Source organism: Streptomyces sp. CB01201, assembly GCF_002803085.1.
GTDB classification, from domain to species: domain Bacteria; phylum Actinomycetota; class Actinomycetes; order Streptomycetales; family Streptomycetaceae; genus Streptomyces; species Streptomyces hundungensis.
The window spans coordinates 155036-172401 of the sequence record NZ_NNBJ01000003.1 but is presented as its reverse complement, the minus strand read 5'-3'; the positions used below and the strand labels follow the sequence as shown (position 1 = coordinate 172401).

The 17366-nt window shown below is 71.5% G+C and carries 12 protein-coding genes; 9 read left to right on the top strand and 3 right to left on the bottom strand.

What is annotated here, in order from left to right:
* Positions 1 to 14: 14 nt before the first annotated feature.
* A complete protein-coding gene (locus CG740_RS08785) occupies positions 15 to 704 on the bottom strand; it encodes a maleylpyruvate isomerase family mycothiol-dependent enzyme (protein ID WP_100574443.1) in 690 nt (229 codons plus the stop codon).
* A 217-nt stretch (positions 705 to 921) separates the two neighbouring features.
* Between CG740_RS08785 and uvrA the strand changes: the two genes are divergently transcribed.
* On the top strand, positions 922 to 3933 hold the full coding sequence (gene uvrA, locus CG740_RS08780) for an excinuclease ABC subunit UvrA (protein ID WP_100574691.1): 3012 nt from the start codon (positions 922 to 924) through the stop codon (positions 3931 to 3933).
* A gap of 442 nt (positions 3934 to 4375) precedes the next feature.
* On the opposite strand, the gene CG740_RS08775 is transcribed toward uvrA, so the two are convergent.
* Complete coding sequence (locus tag CG740_RS08775) at positions 4376 to 5269, bottom strand: carbohydrate kinase family protein (RefSeq protein WP_100574442.1); 894 nt, start codon at positions 5267 to 5269, stop codon at positions 4376 to 4378.
* Between the two features lie 180 nt (positions 5270 to 5449).
* On the opposite strand from CG740_RS08775, the gene CG740_RS08770 reads away from it, so the two are divergent.
* Positions 5450 to 5878, top strand: a complete 429-nt coding sequence (locus CG740_RS08770) for a Rieske (2Fe-2S) protein (RefSeq protein ID WP_100574441.1) — start codon at positions 5450 to 5452, stop codon at positions 5876 to 5878.
* A 108-nt stretch (positions 5879 to 5986) separates the two neighbouring features.
* Here the strand turns inward: CG740_RS08770 and CG740_RS08765 are convergent, their stop codons facing one another.
* Positions 5987 to 6910 carry a hypothetical protein gene (locus CG740_RS08765; protein WP_100574440.1) on the bottom strand — a complete coding sequence of 308 codons (924 nt, stop codon included), beginning with the start codon at positions 6908 to 6910 and terminating at the stop codon, positions 5987 to 5989.
* Positions 6911 to 7149: 239 nt separating this feature from the next.
* Between CG740_RS08765 and CG740_RS08760 the strand changes: the two genes are divergently transcribed.
* The 7 genes from CG740_RS08760 to CG740_RS08730 all read left to right on the top strand — a co-directional run bounded on the left by CG740_RS08760 (position 7150) and on the right by CG740_RS08730 (position 17317).
* Positions 7150 to 7758, top strand: a complete 609-nt coding sequence (locus CG740_RS08760; RefSeq protein ID WP_100574439.1) for a papain-like cysteine protease family protein — start codon at positions 7150 to 7152, stop codon at positions 7756 to 7758.
* Between the two features lie 5 nt (positions 7759 to 7763).
* The gene (locus tag CG740_RS08755; RefSeq protein ID WP_100574690.1) at positions 7764 to 8597 is read left to right on the top strand and encodes a hypothetical protein; all 834 of its coding nucleotides are present in this window, start codon (positions 7764 to 7766) and stop codon (positions 8595 to 8597) included.
* Positions 8598 to 9034: 437 nt separating this feature from the next.
* On the top strand, positions 9035 to 11257 hold the full coding sequence (gene uvrC / locus CG740_RS08750) for an excinuclease ABC subunit UvrC (protein ID WP_100574438.1): 2223 nt from the start codon (positions 9035 to 9037) through the stop codon (positions 11255 to 11257).
* Entirely contained in the window at positions 11254 to 12198 is a 945-nt protein-coding gene (rapZ, locus tag CG740_RS08745; protein WP_199846380.1) for an RNase adapter RapZ, read from the top strand. Before uvrC ends, rapZ begins: the two co-directional genes overlap by 4 nt.
* Positions 12195 to 13217, top strand: coding sequence for a gluconeogenesis factor YvcK family protein (locus tag CG740_RS08740; protein WP_100574437.1), 1023 nt, complete (start codon positions 12195 to 12197; stop codon positions 13215 to 13217). Before rapZ ends, CG740_RS08740 begins: the two co-directional genes overlap by 4 nt.
* On the top strand, positions 13208 to 14197 hold the full coding sequence (gene whiA, locus CG740_RS08735; protein WP_100574436.1) for a DNA-binding protein WhiA: 990 nt from the start codon (positions 13208 to 13210) through the stop codon (positions 14195 to 14197). The genes CG740_RS08740 and whiA overlap by 10 nt, the downstream gene beginning before the upstream one ends.
* A 174-nt stretch (positions 14198 to 14371) precedes the next feature.
* Positions 14372 to 17317, top strand: coding sequence for a M14 family metallopeptidase (locus CG740_RS08730; RefSeq protein ID WP_100574435.1), 2946 nt, complete (start codon positions 14372 to 14374; stop codon positions 17315 to 17317).
* The last annotated feature ends 49 nt before the right edge of the window (positions 17318 to 17366 follow it).

Below are 17366 nucleotides of genomic sequence, written 5' to 3'. Positions count from 1 at the left end.
CCCTAGCGCCGGGGTCACAGCGGGGGCAGGGCGGGCAGCGCCCCGCCGGTCGTCTTCAGGGCCGCGCCGTCGCGGCGTCCGGCGAGCCAGCCGACCAGATCCGCGGCGGGGCCGCTCACGTGTACGGGGCTGCCGTCGGCGCCGCCGCCAGTGGTCCAGCTCCGGCCGGCGTCGTCGCTCAGGGCGAGCGACGGCAGGTCCTTGTGGCCGGCGAACCGCTCGGCGAGGAAGTCGGTCTCGCGGCGGACGAAATCCTCGGGGAGGTCTTCGAGTTCATAGCCGACCCCGAGGTCCACATGGTGCAGCTCGACCTCGACGAGCCGGCGGAAGGGCACCCGGGCCGCGGCGTCCGTCACGCCGTTGCGCAGCTCGACCGTGCGGGACCAGTCGGCGGGCCGCTCGCCCTCCGCCTGGAAACCGGCCGCGCTGTCGCGTACGTCCGCGAGCTGGACGTCCAGCGGGCGGGGCGCGTCGCGGTCGATGTCGGCGTCCCGGGTCTCGGCGCTCGCATACATGGGCCGCCCGGCCAGCACGTTGACGAGCGCGTCCGCGTTCCGTGCGATATGGGCGAGCACATGGCCGCGGCTCCAGCCGGGCAGCCGTGACGGCTCGGCCACGGAGGCGTTGTCCAGTGCGGCGGCTGCGGTGAGCAGCCGTTCGGTGGCTTCGCGTACAGAGGCCAGGTCGCGCGCGTGATCCATCATGGCGCCGACGATAGCCCCGCCACTCGTCCGGGTGAAGGTGGCTGGACGAGTCCGTAAATCGAATGCACGTGCTATACGCTCGGGAATGGGTTCCCACTCGGAAGCGTTGGGGAACCTGTCCGGTTCATCCAAGAATCAACGACATCACCGCGGCGGCCCCCCTACTCTGGGTGGGGGTCCTGCAAGCTCCCTCTCCCTATGAAAGGTGCGGACCGGCGTGGCCGACCGTCTCATCGTCCGTGGCGCGCGCGAGCACAACCTCAAGAACGTCTCGCTCGACCTGCCGCGCGACTCCCTCATCGTCTTCACGGGTCTTTCCGGGTCGGGCAAGTCCTCGCTCGCCTTCGACACGATCTTCGCGGAGGGCCAGCGCAGGTACGTCGAGTCGCTGTCCTCGTACGCCCGGCAGTTCCTCGGCCAGATGGACAAGCCGGACGTCGACTTCATCGAGGGCCTGTCGCCCGCGGTCTCCATCGACCAGAAGTCGACCTCGCGCAACCCGCGCTCGACGGTCGGCACCATCACCGAGGTCTACGACTACCTGCGCCTGCTGTTCGCGCGCATCGGCAAGCCGCACTGCCCCGAGTGCCGCCGGCCCATCTCGCGCCAGTCGCCGCAGGCCATCGTCGACAAGGTGCTCGACCTGCCCGAGGGCAGCCGGTTCCAGGTGCTCTCGCCGCTGGTCCGTGAGCGCAAGGGCGAGTTCGTCGACCTGTTCGCCGACCTCCAGACCAAGGGCTACAGCCGGGCCCGGGTCGACGGCGAGACCATCCAGCTCGCCGAGCCGCCCAAGCTGAAGAAGCAGGAGAAGCACACCATCGAGGTGGTCATCGACCGCCTGACGGTGAAGGACGGCGCCAAGCGCCGCCTCACCGACTCGGTGGAGACCGCGCTCGGCCTGTCCGGGGGCATGGTCGTGCTCGACTTCGTCGACCTGGCGGCCGACGACCCCGAGCGCGAGCGGATGTACTCGGAGCACCTGTACTGCCCGTACGACGACCTGTCCTTCGAGGAGCTGGAGCCGCGCTCCTTCTCCTTCAACTCGCCGTTCGGCGCCTGCCCCGACTGCACCGGCATCGGCACGCGGATGGAGGTCGACCCCGACCTGATCATCCCGGACGAGGACAAGTCCCTCGACGAGGGCGCCGTCTCGCCGTGGTCGCTCGGCCACACCAAGGACTACTTCGCCCGTCTGGTGGGGGCGCTCGCCGGCGAGCTGGGCTTCCGCACCGACATTCCCTGGGCCGGCCTTCCGCAGCGCGCCAAGAAGGCGCTCCTGTACGGCCACAAGACCCAGATCGAGGTCCGTTACCGCAACCGGTACGGACGCGAGCGGGCGTACACCACCGCATTCGAGGGCGCGGTGCCGTTCGTCAAGCGGCGCCACTCCGAGGCCGAGACCGACGGGGCGCGCGAGCGCTTCGAGGGCTATATGCGCGAGGTGCCCTGCCCGACCTGTGAAGGCACGCGCCTGAAGCCCCTGGTCCTCGCGGTCACCGTGATGGAGCGGTCCATCGCCGAGGTCGCCGCGATGTCGATCAGCGACTGCGCGGACTTCCTGGCCAAGCTCAAGCTCAACAGCCGCGACAAGAAGATCGCCGAGCGGGTCCTGAAGGAGGTCAACGAGCGGCTGAAGTTCCTGGTCGACGTCGGCCTCGACTACCTCTCGCTCAACCGCGCGGCCGGCACGCTCTCCGGCGGCGAGGCCCAGCGCATCCGGCTCGCCACCCAGATCGGCTCCGGCCTGGTCGGCGTGCTCTACGTCCTGGACGAGCCCTCGATCGGACTGCACCAGCGCGACAACCACCGGCTGATCGAGACGCTGGTCCGGCTGCGCGACATGGGCAACACCCTGATCGTCGTCGAGCACGACGAGGACACCATCAAGGTGGCCGACTGGGTCGTCGACATCGGCCCCGGCGCCGGCGAGCACGGCGGAAAGGTCGTCCACAGCGGCCCGTTGAAGCAGCTGCTCAGCAACAAGGAGTCGATGACCGGGCAGTACCTGGCGGGCAAGCGGTCCATCCCGCTGCCCGATGTGCGCCGCCCTGTCGACCCCAAGCGCCGGCTCACCGTGCACGGCGCGAAGGAGAACAACCTCCAGGACATCGACGTCTCGTTCCCGCTCGGCGTACTGACCGCCGTCACGGGCGTCTCGGGCTCGGGCAAGTCGACGCTGGTCAACGACATCCTGTACACGCACCTGGCGCGCGAGCTGAACGGGGCGCGCAGCGTGCCCGGCCGGCACACCCGGGTGGACGGCGACGACCTCGTCGACAAGGTCGTACATGTCGACCAGTCGCCGATCGGCCGGACCCCCCGGTCCAACCCGGCGACGTACACGGGCGTCTTCGACCACGTCCGCAGGCTGTTCGCCGAGACGATGGAGGCGAAGGTCCGCGGCTATCTGCCGGGCCGCTTCTCCTTCAACGTCAAGGGCGGCCGCTGCGAGAACTGCTCGGGCGACGGCACGATCAAGATCGAGATGAACTTCCTGCCGGACGTGTACGTCCCGTGCGAGGTCTGCCACGGGGCGCGCTACAACCGGGAGACCCTGGAGGTCCACTACAAGGGCAAGTCCATCGCCGAGGTCCTGGACATGCCGATCGAGGAGGGCCTGGAGTTCTTCGAGGCCGTTCCGACGATCGCCCGTCATCTGCGGACGCTGAACGAGGTCGGGCTCGGGTACGTCCGCCTCGGGCAGTCCGCGCCGACGCTTTCGGGTGGTGAGGCGCAGCGAGTGAAGCTCGCCTCGGAGCTTCAGAAGCGGTCCACGGGCCGCACGGTGTACGTCCTGGACGAGCCCACCACGGGGTTGCACTTCGAGGACATCTCGAAGCTGATCAAGGTGCTTTCGGGCCTGGTCGACAAGGGCAACTCGGTGATCGTGATCGAGCACAATCTGGACGTCATCAAGACGGCGGACTGGGTGATCGACATGGGTCCCGAGGGCGGCAACGGGGGTGGCCTGGTCATCGCGGAGGGCACGCCCGAGGAGGTCGCCTCCGAGCCGGCCAGCCACACCGGGAAGTTCCTGCGGGACATTCTGGGGGCGGACCGGATCAGTGACGCGGCGTCTTCGCCGGGGCGGAAGTCCGCGAAGCGGGCGCCGGCCAAGAAGGCGGTAGCGGCCAGCAAGGCCGTGCCGGCCGCACGGAAGGCGGTTTCGGCGGCCGCCGCGAAGAAGGCTGCGCCGGCGAAGAAGGCGACCCGGGCTCGCAAGGGCTGAGTTGTGCCCCTCCCCGCCCCTTCCCTAAACCCTCCGGGGGCGGGAGGGGGCGGGGTGCTGTCCTGGGGCTCCGCCCCAGACCCCGATCGCGCCTTAAGGGCGCTCGTCCTCAAACTCCCCAAGGCCTTAAGGGCCAAGGGGGGGACCCCCATGACGGGCTGGGGATGCCTGCCCGGGCCAGCACCAAGTCATCCGGGGCCGCCTACAGGGGCGCGGGGAACTGCGCGAGCGGGCACGCACGACCGGCGCCCGAAAGCGGATCCGATCAGGGGCGCGGGGAACTGCGCGAGCGGGTACGCACGACCGGTGCCCGAAAGCGGACCCACCGGGGGCGCGGGGAACTGCGCAAAACCCACGTCGTGCCCGCGCCAGACCCACCCCACGGCCGGCGCAGTCGCGCACTGGCCGCCGCCCAGGGGAGCCGGGCCGTGGCAGAGGGCGGTCAGGTGGGTAGCTCCAACTGCGCGGACGTGGGGGGCTGCGCCCCCTCCCGTGCGCAGGTCAGAGCCGCCGCCTTCGCCGCGTACCGAAGGACCCGGGGCCAGTCCGCCGTCGCCAGGGCGGACACGGACGGAACGTGGTGCAGCAGCGCCGCGTTCACCGTGTCGCCCGCCCCGATCGTGTCCACGACCTCCACCCGCTCGGCGGCCACCGCGTGCACCGCGCCGTCCGCCGTGTACGCCGTCAGGCCCGACGAGCCGCGCGTCACGACCACTGCCGCCGGGCCCGCCGCCAGCCACTCCTCGGGCGTGCCGCCCAGCCACCGGGCGTCCTCCTCCGAGAGCTTCAGGAGGGAGACGTACGGCAGCCAGCCGCGGAAGCGGGCCCGGTAGGCATCGGGGTCGGGGATCAGGGCGGGGCGGATGTTGGGGTCGAGGAGGGTGAGCAGTCCCCGCGACGACTCCCTGCGCAGCAGTGCCTCGTAGGCGGTCGCGCCCGGTTCCAGGACCAGGGAGCAGGTGCCGAGCGCCAACGCCGTTGTCCCGGGCGGGAGTTGAGGGGGCAGAGTGAAGAGGCGGTCCGCGGTGCCGTCCGCGTAGAAGCCGTAGCCCGCCGAGCCGTCCGGCCCCAGCGTCGCCACGGCGAGCGTCGTGGGCTCCGGGCCGCGCTGCACCAGGGACGTGTCCACCCCGGCCGCGCGCAGCCCGCCCAGGAGGGCCTCGCCGAAGCCGTCCGCGGAGACCCGTGAGCAGAACGCGGCCCCCGAGCCGAGCCGGCCCAGGGCCACCGCGGTGTTGTACGGGCCGCCCCCGGGCCGTGGCGCGAGCGGCCCCAGCGGATCCTCGGGATGCTGTGGGACCAGGTCGATGAGGGACTCTCCGGCGACGACGATCACGGCCCAGAACGTAACCCATCCCACGCCCGCGCGGGCAGCCGGCCGCAGGACGAGCCCCGGCGCGGGGTGGCCGATCTGCGCCGGTATCGTCGATGACGCAACCCGGGTCGGTTGCCGCGGCCGGCTCGGCGTGCGGACGGCCGAACCCCGGACAAGACCAGTGATCAGTGGAGACAGCCCATGACCGGCCAGCCCGCCGCCCGTCGTACCGTGCTGAAAGGCGCCGCCCTCGCCGGGGCCGCAGGGGTCGGCGTGGCCGCCTGCTCCACCGACTCCAAGCTCGGCCACGCCGAGACGCCCACCCCCACCGCCCCCGAACCGCTCGGCACGCCCGACGCCGTGCCCGTCGGCGGCGCCAAGCTCTACCGCGAGCAGCGCGTCATGGTGTGCTGCCCGGCGAAGGGCGAGTACAAGGCGTTCAGCGCCCAGTGCACGCACGCCGGCTGTCTCCTGGAGAAGATCGAGGACGGCCACGCGAACTGCCCCTGCCACGGCAGCCGCTTCAATGTGATGACCGGCAAGCCCGTGCAGGGCCCGGCCACCGTGCCGCTGCCCTCGGTGCCGGTGAAGCTCAAGGACGGCCAGCTGGTGGCGGGCCCCGACGCGTAACCCCTCCGTCTGAGGCACGCGTATCCCCTCCGCCCGACGCGCGCGTAACGCCTCCGCCCGACGCGTGCGTGACTCCTCCGTCCCGTCCCGCACCCCATCCGCCGGGACTCACTCCCAGTCCCAGTCGATCCCCAGGATCCCCGGCCGCACCCCCTGCTCCACCAGGTGCACCGAGCGGTGCCGGCCGCTGAGGGTGAGGTCGCTGCGGCCTGAGCGGGTGGCGCCCGTGGAGGTCTGCGCGAAGCGGCGGCAGCGGGCCGGCAGGGCCTGTTCGTCGAACCGCACCTGGAGTACGTACTGTCCGCCGGCGAAGGCGAAGCCGCGTACGTACTCCCGGCTGGGGCCGCCCGTGCCGTCCTCGAAGCCGTACCCGAACAGGTAGGTTTCGCCGGCCCGCAGCCTGGTGTCGAAGAGCAGCTCGGCGACCAGGACGCCGGTGGTGGCGTCCCAGCGGATCCGGCCGGTGCGGCAGTTCTCGCCCGCGCGCACCTCGACCCGGGCCGGATCGCAGCCGGCGTCCCCGCGGTGGATGGCGAGATAGCGGTCGACGCCGTCGCGATGGGCCCGTACGACGTGCTGCGAGTCGCGGCCGCGCAGTTCCCGGGCCGCGCCGATGCGGATGCGTTCGTGGTGCCCGACGGTGTGCAGACCGCCGTCGACCGGCGTCTCCAGGCCGGCGATCAGCTGCTCCACCACTCCCGACGCCTCGACGAGCGAGCGGTACGAGCGACCGGCGGGCCGCTCGACATCGGCCACCGTGGCGTCGTCGAGCAGCCGCAGCAGGGAGTTCGCGGGCAGGCCCAGCACCTCTTCGAGCCCGCGCACCGCGCGCAGCGACTCCGGGCGCTGCGGCCGGCGCGCGCCCTGCTGCCAGTAACTCAGGCTGGTGACACCGACTTTGATGCCGCGCCCGGCGAGATGGTGCTGGACCCGCTGGAGCGGCAGGCCCCGTACGGAGAGCGCGGCGCGCAGCGCCAGGTGGAAGGGGCCGGTGTGCAGCGCCTGCTTCAGGTCGGCCTCGGAGTGGAGCATGGGGGACTCCTCAGTGAACGTTCACGGTGGGGGGTGGACGCGGGGCGGCGACAGGTCGGGGAAAACCTGGTGGCGGGGAAGGAGTTGTTCACACTCCGGCCACTGCGTTCACACCCGCGGCTCACCCCGCATTGAAGCGCGTTGACCTGTTCTCGACAACGGCCGATGCTCGATCACAAGCGTCCGGACGCGGTCCTCCACCATCCCCAACCCCCCCACCCCGCCATGGGAGGAACGCGATGCGCAGCAAGAAGAGACGGCTGTCCGCCCTCACCCTCGTGGTGGCGGCCCTGTTTGCCGCCCCCACGGCAACGGCCACCGCCGCCCCGCACAACGACAAGCCGGTGCCCGCCGCAGCCGCCGCGGCGAGCTCCAAGCGGCTCAACATCACCATGCAGTCCCAGCAGAAGGACAACTGGTGCTGGGCCGGCAGCGGAAACACCATCGCCACCTGGTTCGGCCGCAACTACACCCAGAACCAGTTCTGCAACGCGGCCTTCGGCCGGGCGCAGGGCTACGACTGCCCCAACTGGCAGGCGGACCTGGGCAATGTGCAGAACGCCCTGAACTGGGCCGGCATCAACTCGGGCTCCTATGTGACCGGTTGGCTGCGCTATTCGACCGTGCAGACCGAGATCAACAGCAACCGCCCGATCGAGACCCGCATCCAGTGGTCCAGCGGCGGCGGTCACATGCACGTCCTGTACGGCTACGACGACGCCAGCAGCTGGGTGTACTGGGGCGACCCGTGGCCCTCCAGCACCCGCTACAACTGGGCCTCGCACGACTGGTACGTCAGCAACAACTCCTTCTCCTGGACCCACTCGCTGTACCGGATCGGGGCGTGACGACGATGAAGTTGACCCGCCTCGCACCCACGGCCGTCGTACCCGCCGTCGTCGCCGCGGCGCTCGTCGGCCTCGCGGCCCCGGGCGCGTTCGCCGACCAAGCGCCGCTCGCCTCCGCCGACTCCAGGGCCGCGGCCGGCCGGGCCGCGTCCGCTCCCGCCACCCTCGACACGCTCTCCCGCTTCTTCGCGCGGGACGGCAAGGTCGCGCTCAAGGCGGCCGCCCCGCACATCCAGGGCGACGCCGTGCCCGTCTACACGCTCTCCCCGGGCTTCGTCGCGGGGAAGCCGGGCGCCCCCGTCGCACAGCTGGAATACCTCGCCTCCACGGCCGTCTCCTCGGACGGCCAGAAGGCCTCGCTGTGGACGGTCAAGCAGGGCTCGTCCTGGCAGGTGGTCAACATAGCCACCGGAGACGACGAGACCCGCTACGCGGCGGCCGGCGCCGCGAAGCTCCCCGGCGGCACCGTGTTCCAGGAGCCGCAGATCAACGCCTGGTACGTGGAGAAGGGCAGCACGGTGCTGCCCCTCGACGAGGACGCCGTCAAGGCGGTCGGCGCGGGCGGCACCACGCTCGCGGCCTATCAGAAGCGCGTCGCCACGGCGTACGGGGACAAGCTGCCCGGCTCGGCGTACGACCGCTCGGGCAAGGCGGGCGGCTACGCCGAGACGCCGGCGGAGACCCGGGCCCAGGCGGCCCAGGCCGCGGCCGTCGCGGCCGCCCGGCACGACGACGGCGCCCCGATGGTGACCGCCGCCGTGGCGGGCGGGGGCGCGCTGCTTGTGCTCGGGCTGACGGGGGCGGCCGTGCGGCGCCGCCGCGCGGCCGCGCGGGGCTAGCCCTCGGGCCGGTGCGGGGTCCCCATGCCACCTCCCCGCACCGGCTCGCCTCCCGGGCTCCGGCCCCTGCCACCCCCAGCCCCGGCCTGACCCGTCGCGCAGTTCCCCGCGCCCCCTGAAGCCGACTTCGTCCGTGGATCGCGGGGGTCGTTCGCGCAGTTCCCCGCGCCCCTGACAACCCCGTTTTCGTCCGTCCACCGTGCGTGGTCGTTCGCGCAGTTCCCCGCGCCCCTGTAGGTGACCCCGAATGCCTTGGGCCGGCCCGCCCCGGGCATCTTCAGCCCGTCATGGGGGTCCCCTGGCCCTTAAGGCCTTGGGGGAGTTTGAGGACGAGCGCCCTCAAGGCGCGAACGGGGTCCGGGACGGAGCCCCAGGGTTTGGCGGGGGGACGCCCCGGGGACGCCGCGTTGTCAGCGCCCGCCAGTAGGGTGGTGGCCATGGCAGACCCCTCCAGCTACCGCCCCAAGCCGGGACAGATCCCCGACTCGCCGGGGGTCTACAAATTCCGCGACGAGCACCGCCGGGTGATCTACGTCGGGAAGGCGAAGTCCCTGCGGCAGCGGCTCGCCAACTACTTCCAGCCGTTGACGAGTCTGCACCCGCGCACCGCCACCATGGTCACCACGGCCGCGGCCGTGGAGTGGACCGTCGTGGCCACCGAAGTCGAGGCGCTCCAGCTCGAATACTCCTGGATCAAGGAGTTCGACCCCCGCTTCAACGTCAAGTACCGCGACGACAAGAGCTATCCCTACCTCGCGGTGACGATGAACGAGGAGTTCCCCCGGGTCCAGGTCATGCGGGGCGCCAAGAAGAAGGGCGTGCGCTACTTCGGCCCGTACGGGCACGCCTGGGCGATCCGCGAGACGGTCGACCTGATGCTCCGCGTCTTCCCGGTACGCACCTGTTCCGCGGGCGTGTTCAAGCGCTCGGCGCAGATCGGCCGGCCCTGTCTGCTCGGCTACATCGGCAAGTGCGCGGCCCCCTGTGTCGCCTGCGTCACCCCCGAGGAACACCGCGAACTGGCCGAGGACTTCTGCGACTTCATGGCCGGCCGCACCGGCGCGTACCTGCGCCGCATCGAGCAGCAGATGATGGCCGCGGCCGAGGACATGGAGTACGAGCGGGCGGCCCGGCTGCGCGACGACCTGGGGGCGCTCAAGAAGGCCCTGGAGAAGAACGCGATCGTCTTCAACGACGCCACCGACGCCGACCTCATCGCGGTCGCGGAGGACGAGCTGGAGGCGGCCGTCCAGATCTTCCACGTGCGCGGCGGCCGGGTCCGCGGCCAGCGCGGCTGGGTCACCGACAAGGTCGAGGCGGTCGACACCGCGGGCCTGGTCGAGCACGCGCTCCAGCAGCTGTACGGCGAGGAGACGGGCGACTCGGTGCCGAAGGAGGTCCTCGTCCCGGCGCTGCCCGAGGACGCCGACGCGGTGAGCGGCTGGCTGGCGAGCCGGCGCGGCTCCAATGTCTCGCTGCGCATTCCGCAGCGCGGCGACAAGAAGGCCCTGATGGTGACGGTCGCACGCAACGCCCAGCAGGCCCTCACGCTGCACAAGACCAAGCGCGCCTCCGACCTGACGACACGCTCGCGGGCCCTGGAGGAGATCGCCTCCGCCCTGGAGCTGGACAGCGCGCCGCTGCGCATCGAGTGCTTCGACATCTCCCACCTCCAGGGCGACGACGTGGTGGCGTCCATGGTGGTCTTCGAGGACGGCCTGGCCCGCAAGAGCGAATACCGGCGCTTCCAGATCAAGGGCTTCGAGGGCCAGGACGACGTCCGGTCGATGCACGAGGTCATCAGCCGCCGCTTCAAGCGCTATCTCGCCGAGCAGGCGCGCACGGGGGAGTGGGGCGAGGAGGACGGCCCGGTGACCGGGGAGGCCGCCGGCCAGGTGCCCGGGGAGGCCCCCGGAGAGCCCGATGGGGCCCCCGGCCAGGAGTCCGCCGGGCCGCTCGGCCAGGAGTCCGCCGGGCCGCTCGGCCAGGAGCACGGCCCGTCCGCGCCCGCAGCCCTCGTACCCGCGCCCGCAGCCACCGCGGCCGCCGCACCCGCCCCCGTACCCGGCCGAGGCGACGACGGCCTGTCCGGACCGGTGTCCGGGGAGGTGTCCGCGTTCCAGGAGGAGGACGGGCGGCCCAAGCGCTTCGCCTACCCCCCGCAGCTGCTCGTCGTCGACGGCGGCCAGCCGCAGGTCGCCGCGGCCAAGCGGGCCCTGGACGAGCTGGGCATCGACGACATCGCGGTGTGCGGGCTCGCCAAGCGCCTGGAAGAGGTCTGGGTGCCCGAGGAGGACGACCCGGTGGTGCTGCCCCGCTCCAGTGAGGGGCTCTATCTGCTCCAGCGGGTGCGTGACGAGGCCCACCGCTTCGCCATCACCTACCAGAGGGCCAAACGGACGAAGCGCTTCAAGGCGGGCCCGCTGGATGCCGTGCCCGGCCTCGGCGACACCCGCAAACAGGCTCTGATCAAGCATTTCGGCTCGGTGAAGAAGCTCCGGTCGGCGACAATCGACGAGATCTGCGAGGTCCCCGGCATAGGCCGCAAGACGGCCGAGACCGTTGCCGCGGCCCTCGCCGAAGCGGTCCCGGCCGCACCCGCCGTCAACACGGCGACAGGAGAGATCATGGAAGAGGACGACGGGGGCAGCACGACATGACCGACCAGCACGACGAAGACCGAGAAGCGGGAGCACACGTGAGTACGGGCACGACGATCGAGGCCGGCGGGGCCGATGCGCCCATCCCCGAGCTGGTGATCATCTCCGGAATGTCGGGCGCCGGGCGCAGCACCGCCGCCAAGTGCCTGGAGGACCTCGGCTGGTTCGTCGTCGACAACCTGCCGCCCGCGCTGATCCCCACCATGGTGGAGCTCGGCGCCCGCTCCCAGGGCAACGTGGCCCGCATCGCCGTCGTCGTCGACGTACGCGGCCGCAGGTTCTTCGACAACCTGCGCGAGTCGCTCGCCGACCTCGACGCCAAGGAGGTCACCCGGCGGGTCGTCTTCCTGGAGTCCTCCGACGACACGCTGGTGCGCCGCTTCGAGTCGGTGCGCCGGCCGCACCCGCTCCAGGGCGACGGCCGGATCGTCGACGGCATCGCCGCCGAGCGCGAGCTGCTGCGCGAGCTGCGCGGCGACGCCGACCTGGTGATCGACACCTCCAGCCTCAACGTCCACGAGCTGCGCGCCAAGATGGACGCCCAGTTCGCGGGCGACGAGGAGCCGGAGCTGCGGGCCACGGTGATGTCGTTCGGCTACAAGTACGGCCTGCCGGTCGACGCGGACCTGGTGGTCGACTGCCGCTTCCTGCCGAACCCGCACTGGGTGCCGGAGCTGCGTCCCTTCACCGGCCTCAACGAGGAGGTGTCGGGCTATGTCTTCAACCAGCCGGGCGCCAAGGAGTTCCTCGACCAGTACAGCGAGCTGCTCCAGCTGATCGCGACGGGCTACCGCCGCGAGGGCAAGCGGTACGTGACGATCGCAGTGGGCTGCACCGGCGGCAAGCACCGCTCGGTCGCCATGTCCGAGAAGCTCGCCGCCCGCCTCGCCTCCGAGGGGATCGAGACCGTCGTCGTACACCGGGACATGGGGCGCGAGTGAAGGTGTACCGCCGGCGCACCGCCGGACCGGTGCTGCGCACCGGCCGCAAGCGGGGCGCCCAGCCCAAGGTCGTCGCGCTCGGCGGCGGCATGGGCCTGTCGGCCTCGCTGGCCGCGCTGCGCCGGATCACCGGCGATCTGACGGCCGTCGTCACCGTGGCCGACGACGGCGGCTCCAGCGGCCGCCTCCGCGACGAGCTGGGCGTGCTGCCGCCGGGCGACCTGCGCAAGGCGCTGGCCGCGCTGTGCGGCGACGACGACTGGGGCCAGACCTGGTCCCGGGTCATCCAGCACCGCTTCCAGTCCAAGGGCGACCTGCACGAGCACGCGGTGGGCAACCTCCTGATCGTCGCCCTGTGGGAACAGCTGGGCGACCATGTGCAGGCCCTGGACCTGGTCGGCAAGCTGCTCGGCGCCCAGGGCCGGGTGCTGCCGATGTCGGCCGTGCCGCTGGAGCTTGAGGCCCTCGTACGGGGGCACGACCCGGCGCGCCCGGAGGACGTGGACACCGTGCGCGGCCAGGCGACGGTGGCGCTCACGCCCGGCGAGGTGCTGTCCGTGCAGCTGGTCCCGCACGACCCGCCGGCCGTCCCCGAAGCGGTCGCCGCGGTCCTCGACGCGGACTGGGTGGTGCTCGGTCCCGGCTCCTGGTTCTCGTCCGTCATCCCGCATCTGATGGTGCCCGAACTGCTCGACGCGCTCATCGAGACCAAGGCCCGCAAGGTCCTCTCGCTGAACCTCGCGCCACAACCGGGTGAAACCGATGGCTTCTCTCCGCAGCGTCATTTGGAGGTTTTGGGACGACACGCCCCTAAACTCGCCTTCGACGTGGTGCTGGCCGACGAGGCCGCCGTGCCCGACCGGGGGAGCCTGACCGACGCCGCGAAACGGCTCGGAGCCGAGGTCGAGCTGGCGCCCGTGGCCAGGCCCGATGGTTCTCCGAAGCACGATCCGGAGCTGTTGGCCGCCGCGTACGACCGTATTTTTCGGATGCATGGAAGGATCGGCCCATGGCGATGACGCCGGCGGTGAAGGACGAGATTTCCCGGCTGCCCGTCACCCGGACCTGCTGTCGGAAGGCGGAGGTCTCGGCGATTCTTCGATTCGCGGGCGGGCTGCACCTGGTGAGCGGCCGCATTGTGATCGAGGCGGAGCTGGACACCGCGATGGCGGCACGTCGGCTCAAGCGGGACATTCTGGAGATCTTCGGGCACAGCTCCGAGCTGATCGTGATGGCTCCGGGCGGCCTGCGCAGAGGCTCACGGTTCGTCGTACGGGTGGTGGCGGGCGGCGATCAGCTCGCTCGCCAGACCGGTCTCGTCGACGGCCGCGGCCGGCCCATCCGCGGCCTGCCGCCCCAGGTGGTCTCGGGGGCCACCTGTGACGCCGAGGCCGCCTGGCGCGGCGCCTTCCTGGCGCACGGCTCGCTGACCGAGCCGGGCCGCTCCTCGTCCCTTGAGGTGACCTGCCCGGGCCCGGAGGCGGCCCTCGCCCTGGTCGGTGCCGCCCGGCGGCTCCAGATCGCGGCCAAGGCACGCGAGGTCCGCGGTGTGGACCGGGTGGTCGTCCGCGACGGTGACGCGATCGGTGCGCTGCTCACCCGCCTCGGCGCGCACGAGTCGGTGCTGGCCTGGGAGGAGCGGCGGATGCGCCGCGAGGTCCGGGCCACCGCCAACCGCCTCGCCAACTTCGACGACGCCAACCTGCGCCGCTCGGCGCGGGCCGCGGTCGCCGCCGGAGCCCGCGTCCAGCGAGCCCTGGAGATCCTCGGCGAGGAGGTGCCCGAGCACCTCGCGGCGGCGGGCCGGCTGCGCATGGAGCACAAGCAGGCATCCCTGGAGGAGCTGGGCGCGCTCGCCGACCCGCCGCTGACCAAGGACGCGGTCGCGGGCCGGATCCGCCGGCTGCTCGCGATGGCCGACAAGCGGGCCCAGGACCTGGGGATCCCCGGCACCGAGTCCAACCTGACCGAGGAGATGGCGGACGGCCTGGTCGGCTGAGGCCGAATCGCCACCAACTTCCTTGAACCGGCGCCCACTTGGTGGGCGCCGGTTCCGTTTTCCCGCAGACGCGTGCGCGCAGGGGTCGGGGGCGGCGCGGTATTGACATGATCATGAAGTGTCATGAGCCTGGCGTCGGTCCACTTTCGTGGCAGACAACAGCAAGGGGGGCTTATGAGACGCAGAGCGAGAGCGATCCTCGCCGCTGCATCACTGCTGACGGCCGGGCTCGTGGCGGCACCGGTCGCCCAGGCCAGTCAGGGCGGAGCGGACGGCGAGGGCATCGTCGTCTGGAACGCCCAGGTCAGCCGGGCGCAGCTGCCGCTGCTCCTGGAGGCCGGCGCCGACGCCCAGGAACTAGGCGCCGAACTGCCGGCCACGGGCTCGGCGGGAGTCGAGCTCTACCTCACCAAGGCCCAGGCCGCCGCCCTGCGCGGCAAGGGCGTGACCCTGTCCGAGCGGAAGGTCTCCGCGCAGGCCCAGAACCGGCTCAAGGCCGCGGGTGACGGGGTGTTCCGCCCGTACAGCGGCAAGAACGGGCTGAAGCAGGAGATCCTCGACACCGGCAGGGCCAACCCGGGCCTCACCAAGGTCGAGTCGATCGGGAAGACCACGAACGGCCAGGACATCCTCGCCCTGAAGCTGACCAAGGGCGCGAACAAGTCCAGGGACGGCTCCAAGCCCGCCACGCTGTACCTGTCCAACCAGCACGCCCGGGAGTGGATCACCCCGGAGATGACCCGGCGGCTGATGCACTACTACCTCGACAACTACGGCAAGGACCCGCGGATCACCAAGATCGTGGACTCCACCGAGCTGTGGTTCGTGCTCTCCGCCAACCCGGACGGCTACGACTACACCTTCACGCCCGGCAACCGGCTGTGGCGCAAGAACCTCCGCGACAACAACGGCGACGGGAAGATCACGTCCGTCGACGGCGTCGACCCGAACCGCAACTTCCCCTACAAGTGGGGCTACGACAACGAGGGTTCGTCCGACGACCCGTCGAACGAGACCTACCGCGGACCGAGCGCGGGCAGTGAGCCCGAGACCAAGGCGCTGGACTCCTTCGAGAAGCGGGTCCACTTCAACTACGCGATCAACTACCACTCCGCGGCGGAGCTGTTGCTGTACGGCGTGGGCTGGCAGGTCGCCACGCCGACCCCGGACGACGTCATCTACAAGGCGCTCGCGGGCACTCCCGACAAGCCGGCCATCCCCGGCTACCTCTCCGAGGTCTCCTCCGCGCTGTACACCACCAACGGCGAGGCCGACGGGCACGCGGCGAACGTCAACGGCACGATGATGTTCACCCCGGAGATGTCGACGTGCACCACCGCCTCCAACGTGGACCCGAACGACCAGTGGAACGCGGCGGACTGCCCCTCGGACTTCAACTTCCCCGACAGCGAGAAGCTGATCCAGGGCGAGTTCGAGAAGAACATCCCCTTCGCGCTCTCCGTCGCCGAGACCTCGGCCCACCCCGACCGGCCCTCCTCCTCGGTCGGCATCGACGCCCCGGACTTCACGCCGGACACCTTCGCCACCTCCTACGCGCGGGACGACGACCAGCAGGTCGCCGTCACCGCACGCAAGTCGGTGCGCGACAAGACCCTCAACTACCGCGTCAACAACGGCCGTACGCAGACCGAGGAGCTCAGGCCCTGGAAGGGCGGCGAGGTCTACGGCGGACAGGACAACATCCGCTTCGACCAGTACCGAGCCAAGGTCGAGGACACGCACGCCGGTGACCAGGTCCAGGTGTGGTTCACCGGGCGGACCGCCGCGGGCAGGAAGACCTCCAGCACCCCGTTCACGTACACCGTGGCCCAGCGGCCCAAGGGGGACACCCTGGTGCTGGCCGACGAGGGAGGCACGAGTGCGGCCAAGAACGCTGCGCTCTACACCAAGGCGCTGGCCGACAACGGCAGGAAGGCGGCCGTCTGGGACGTGGCGACCCAGGGCACCCCGAGCGCGCTCGGGGTGCTCAGCCACTTCAGGAACGTCGTCTGGTACACCGGCACCGCGCGGCCCACGGCCGCCACGACGTTCGCGGTACGGGACTTCCTCAACGAGGGCGGCAAGCTCGTCAACGCCGGAGCACAGGCCGGCGGCAGCGTCGATCTCGGCGGCGCCCTGTCCGACGACTTCTCGCAGTACTACCTCGGCGCCTACAACAAGGCCGGGCTCAAGTCCCCGCCCGCGTTCGCCGGGACCGGCAAGCTCGCGGGTGCCAAGGCCTCGCTCGCCGCGGGCCCGGGCAGCCCGCTGACCGCGGCCGGGGCGTACACGATCACCTCGGACACCCTCAAGCCCCAGCAGTTCCCGCAGTTCACGAGCGCCTCCGCGGGCGACTACCCCGGGGTGCGCACCCCCTTCGAGCCCGCCGAGGGCTCCTGGTTCGCCGCGGCCCAGCACCGCGACGACGCCTACATGCGGCTCGCCCGCACCGTCGATCTGTCGCGGACGACGGCCGCCGACCGGCCGAGCCTGGACTTCCAGCTCAGCTACGACACCGAGCCCGGCTACGACCAGGTGATCGTCGAGGCCCACACCGTCGGCCAGGACGACTGGACCACCCTGCCGGACGCCAACGGGGGCAGCACCACCAGCGTGCCCAGCCAGTGCGAGCAGGGCTACCTCCTCAAGGAGCACCCCTTCCTCGCGCACTACCTCACGCTCGGCTCGCCCGCCTGCGCGGCGACCGGCAGCAGCGGCGCCTGGAACCGCTTCACCGGCTCCTCCGACGGCTGGCAGCAGGTGTCCGTCGACCTCGGCGCCTATGCGGGCAAGCAGGTCGAGATCGCCGTCTCCTACGTCTCCGACCCGGGCACCGGAGGCCTCGGCGCGTTCGTCGACGACACCCGGCTCGTCGTCGGCGGCACCGCGTCGGGGGCCGAGGGCTTCGAGACCTCGCTCGGCCCCTGGAGCGTGCCCGGAGCGCCGGCCGGCAGCCCCGGCAACAGCGGCGACTGGGCCCGCTCCCAGGCGCTGTTCCACTCCTCGGCCGCCGTCGCCACCCGGGACACCGTCCTGCTCGGCTTCGGCCTGGAGAACGTGCCCTCCGCCGCCGACCGCAAGCAGGTCCTGGGCAAGGCGCTCAGCGCACTGCACCGCTGACGCCCCGTAGTGGGGCCGAAGGTCCCCGGTGGCCCGTACCCGCAGGTAG

Coding starts and splice junctions, on each gene's coding strand:
- uvrC (WP_100574438.1), top strand. CDS start 9,035: ATGGCAGACCCCTCCAGCTACCGCCCCAAGCCGGGACAGATCCCCGAC.
- CG740_RS08760 (WP_100574439.1), top strand. CDS start 7,150: ATGCGCAGCAAGAAGAGACGGCTGTCCGCCCTCACCCTCGTGGTGGCG.
- rapZ (WP_199846380.1), top strand. CDS start 11,254: ATGACCGACCAGCACGACGAAGACCGAGAAGCGGGAGCACACGTGAGT.
- CG740_RS08755 (WP_100574690.1), top strand. CDS start 7,764: ATGAAGTTGACCCGCCTCGCACCCACGGCCGTCGTACCCGCCGTCGTC.
- CG740_RS08785 (WP_100574443.1), bottom strand. CDS start 704: ATGATGGATCACGCGCGCGACCTGGCCTCTGTACGCGAAGCCACCGAA.
- CG740_RS08730 (WP_100574435.1), top strand. CDS start 14,372: ATGAGACGCAGAGCGAGAGCGATCCTCGCCGCTGCATCACTGCTGACG.
- CG740_RS08765 (WP_100574440.1), bottom strand. CDS start 6,910: ATGCTCCACTCCGAGGCCGACCTGAAGCAGGCGCTGCACACCGGCCCC.
- CG740_RS08770 (WP_100574441.1), top strand. CDS start 5,450: ATGACCGGCCAGCCCGCCGCCCGTCGTACCGTGCTGAAAGGCGCCGCC.
- whiA (WP_100574436.1), top strand. CDS start 13,208: ATGGCGATGACGCCGGCGGTGAAGGACGAGATTTCCCGGCTGCCCGTC.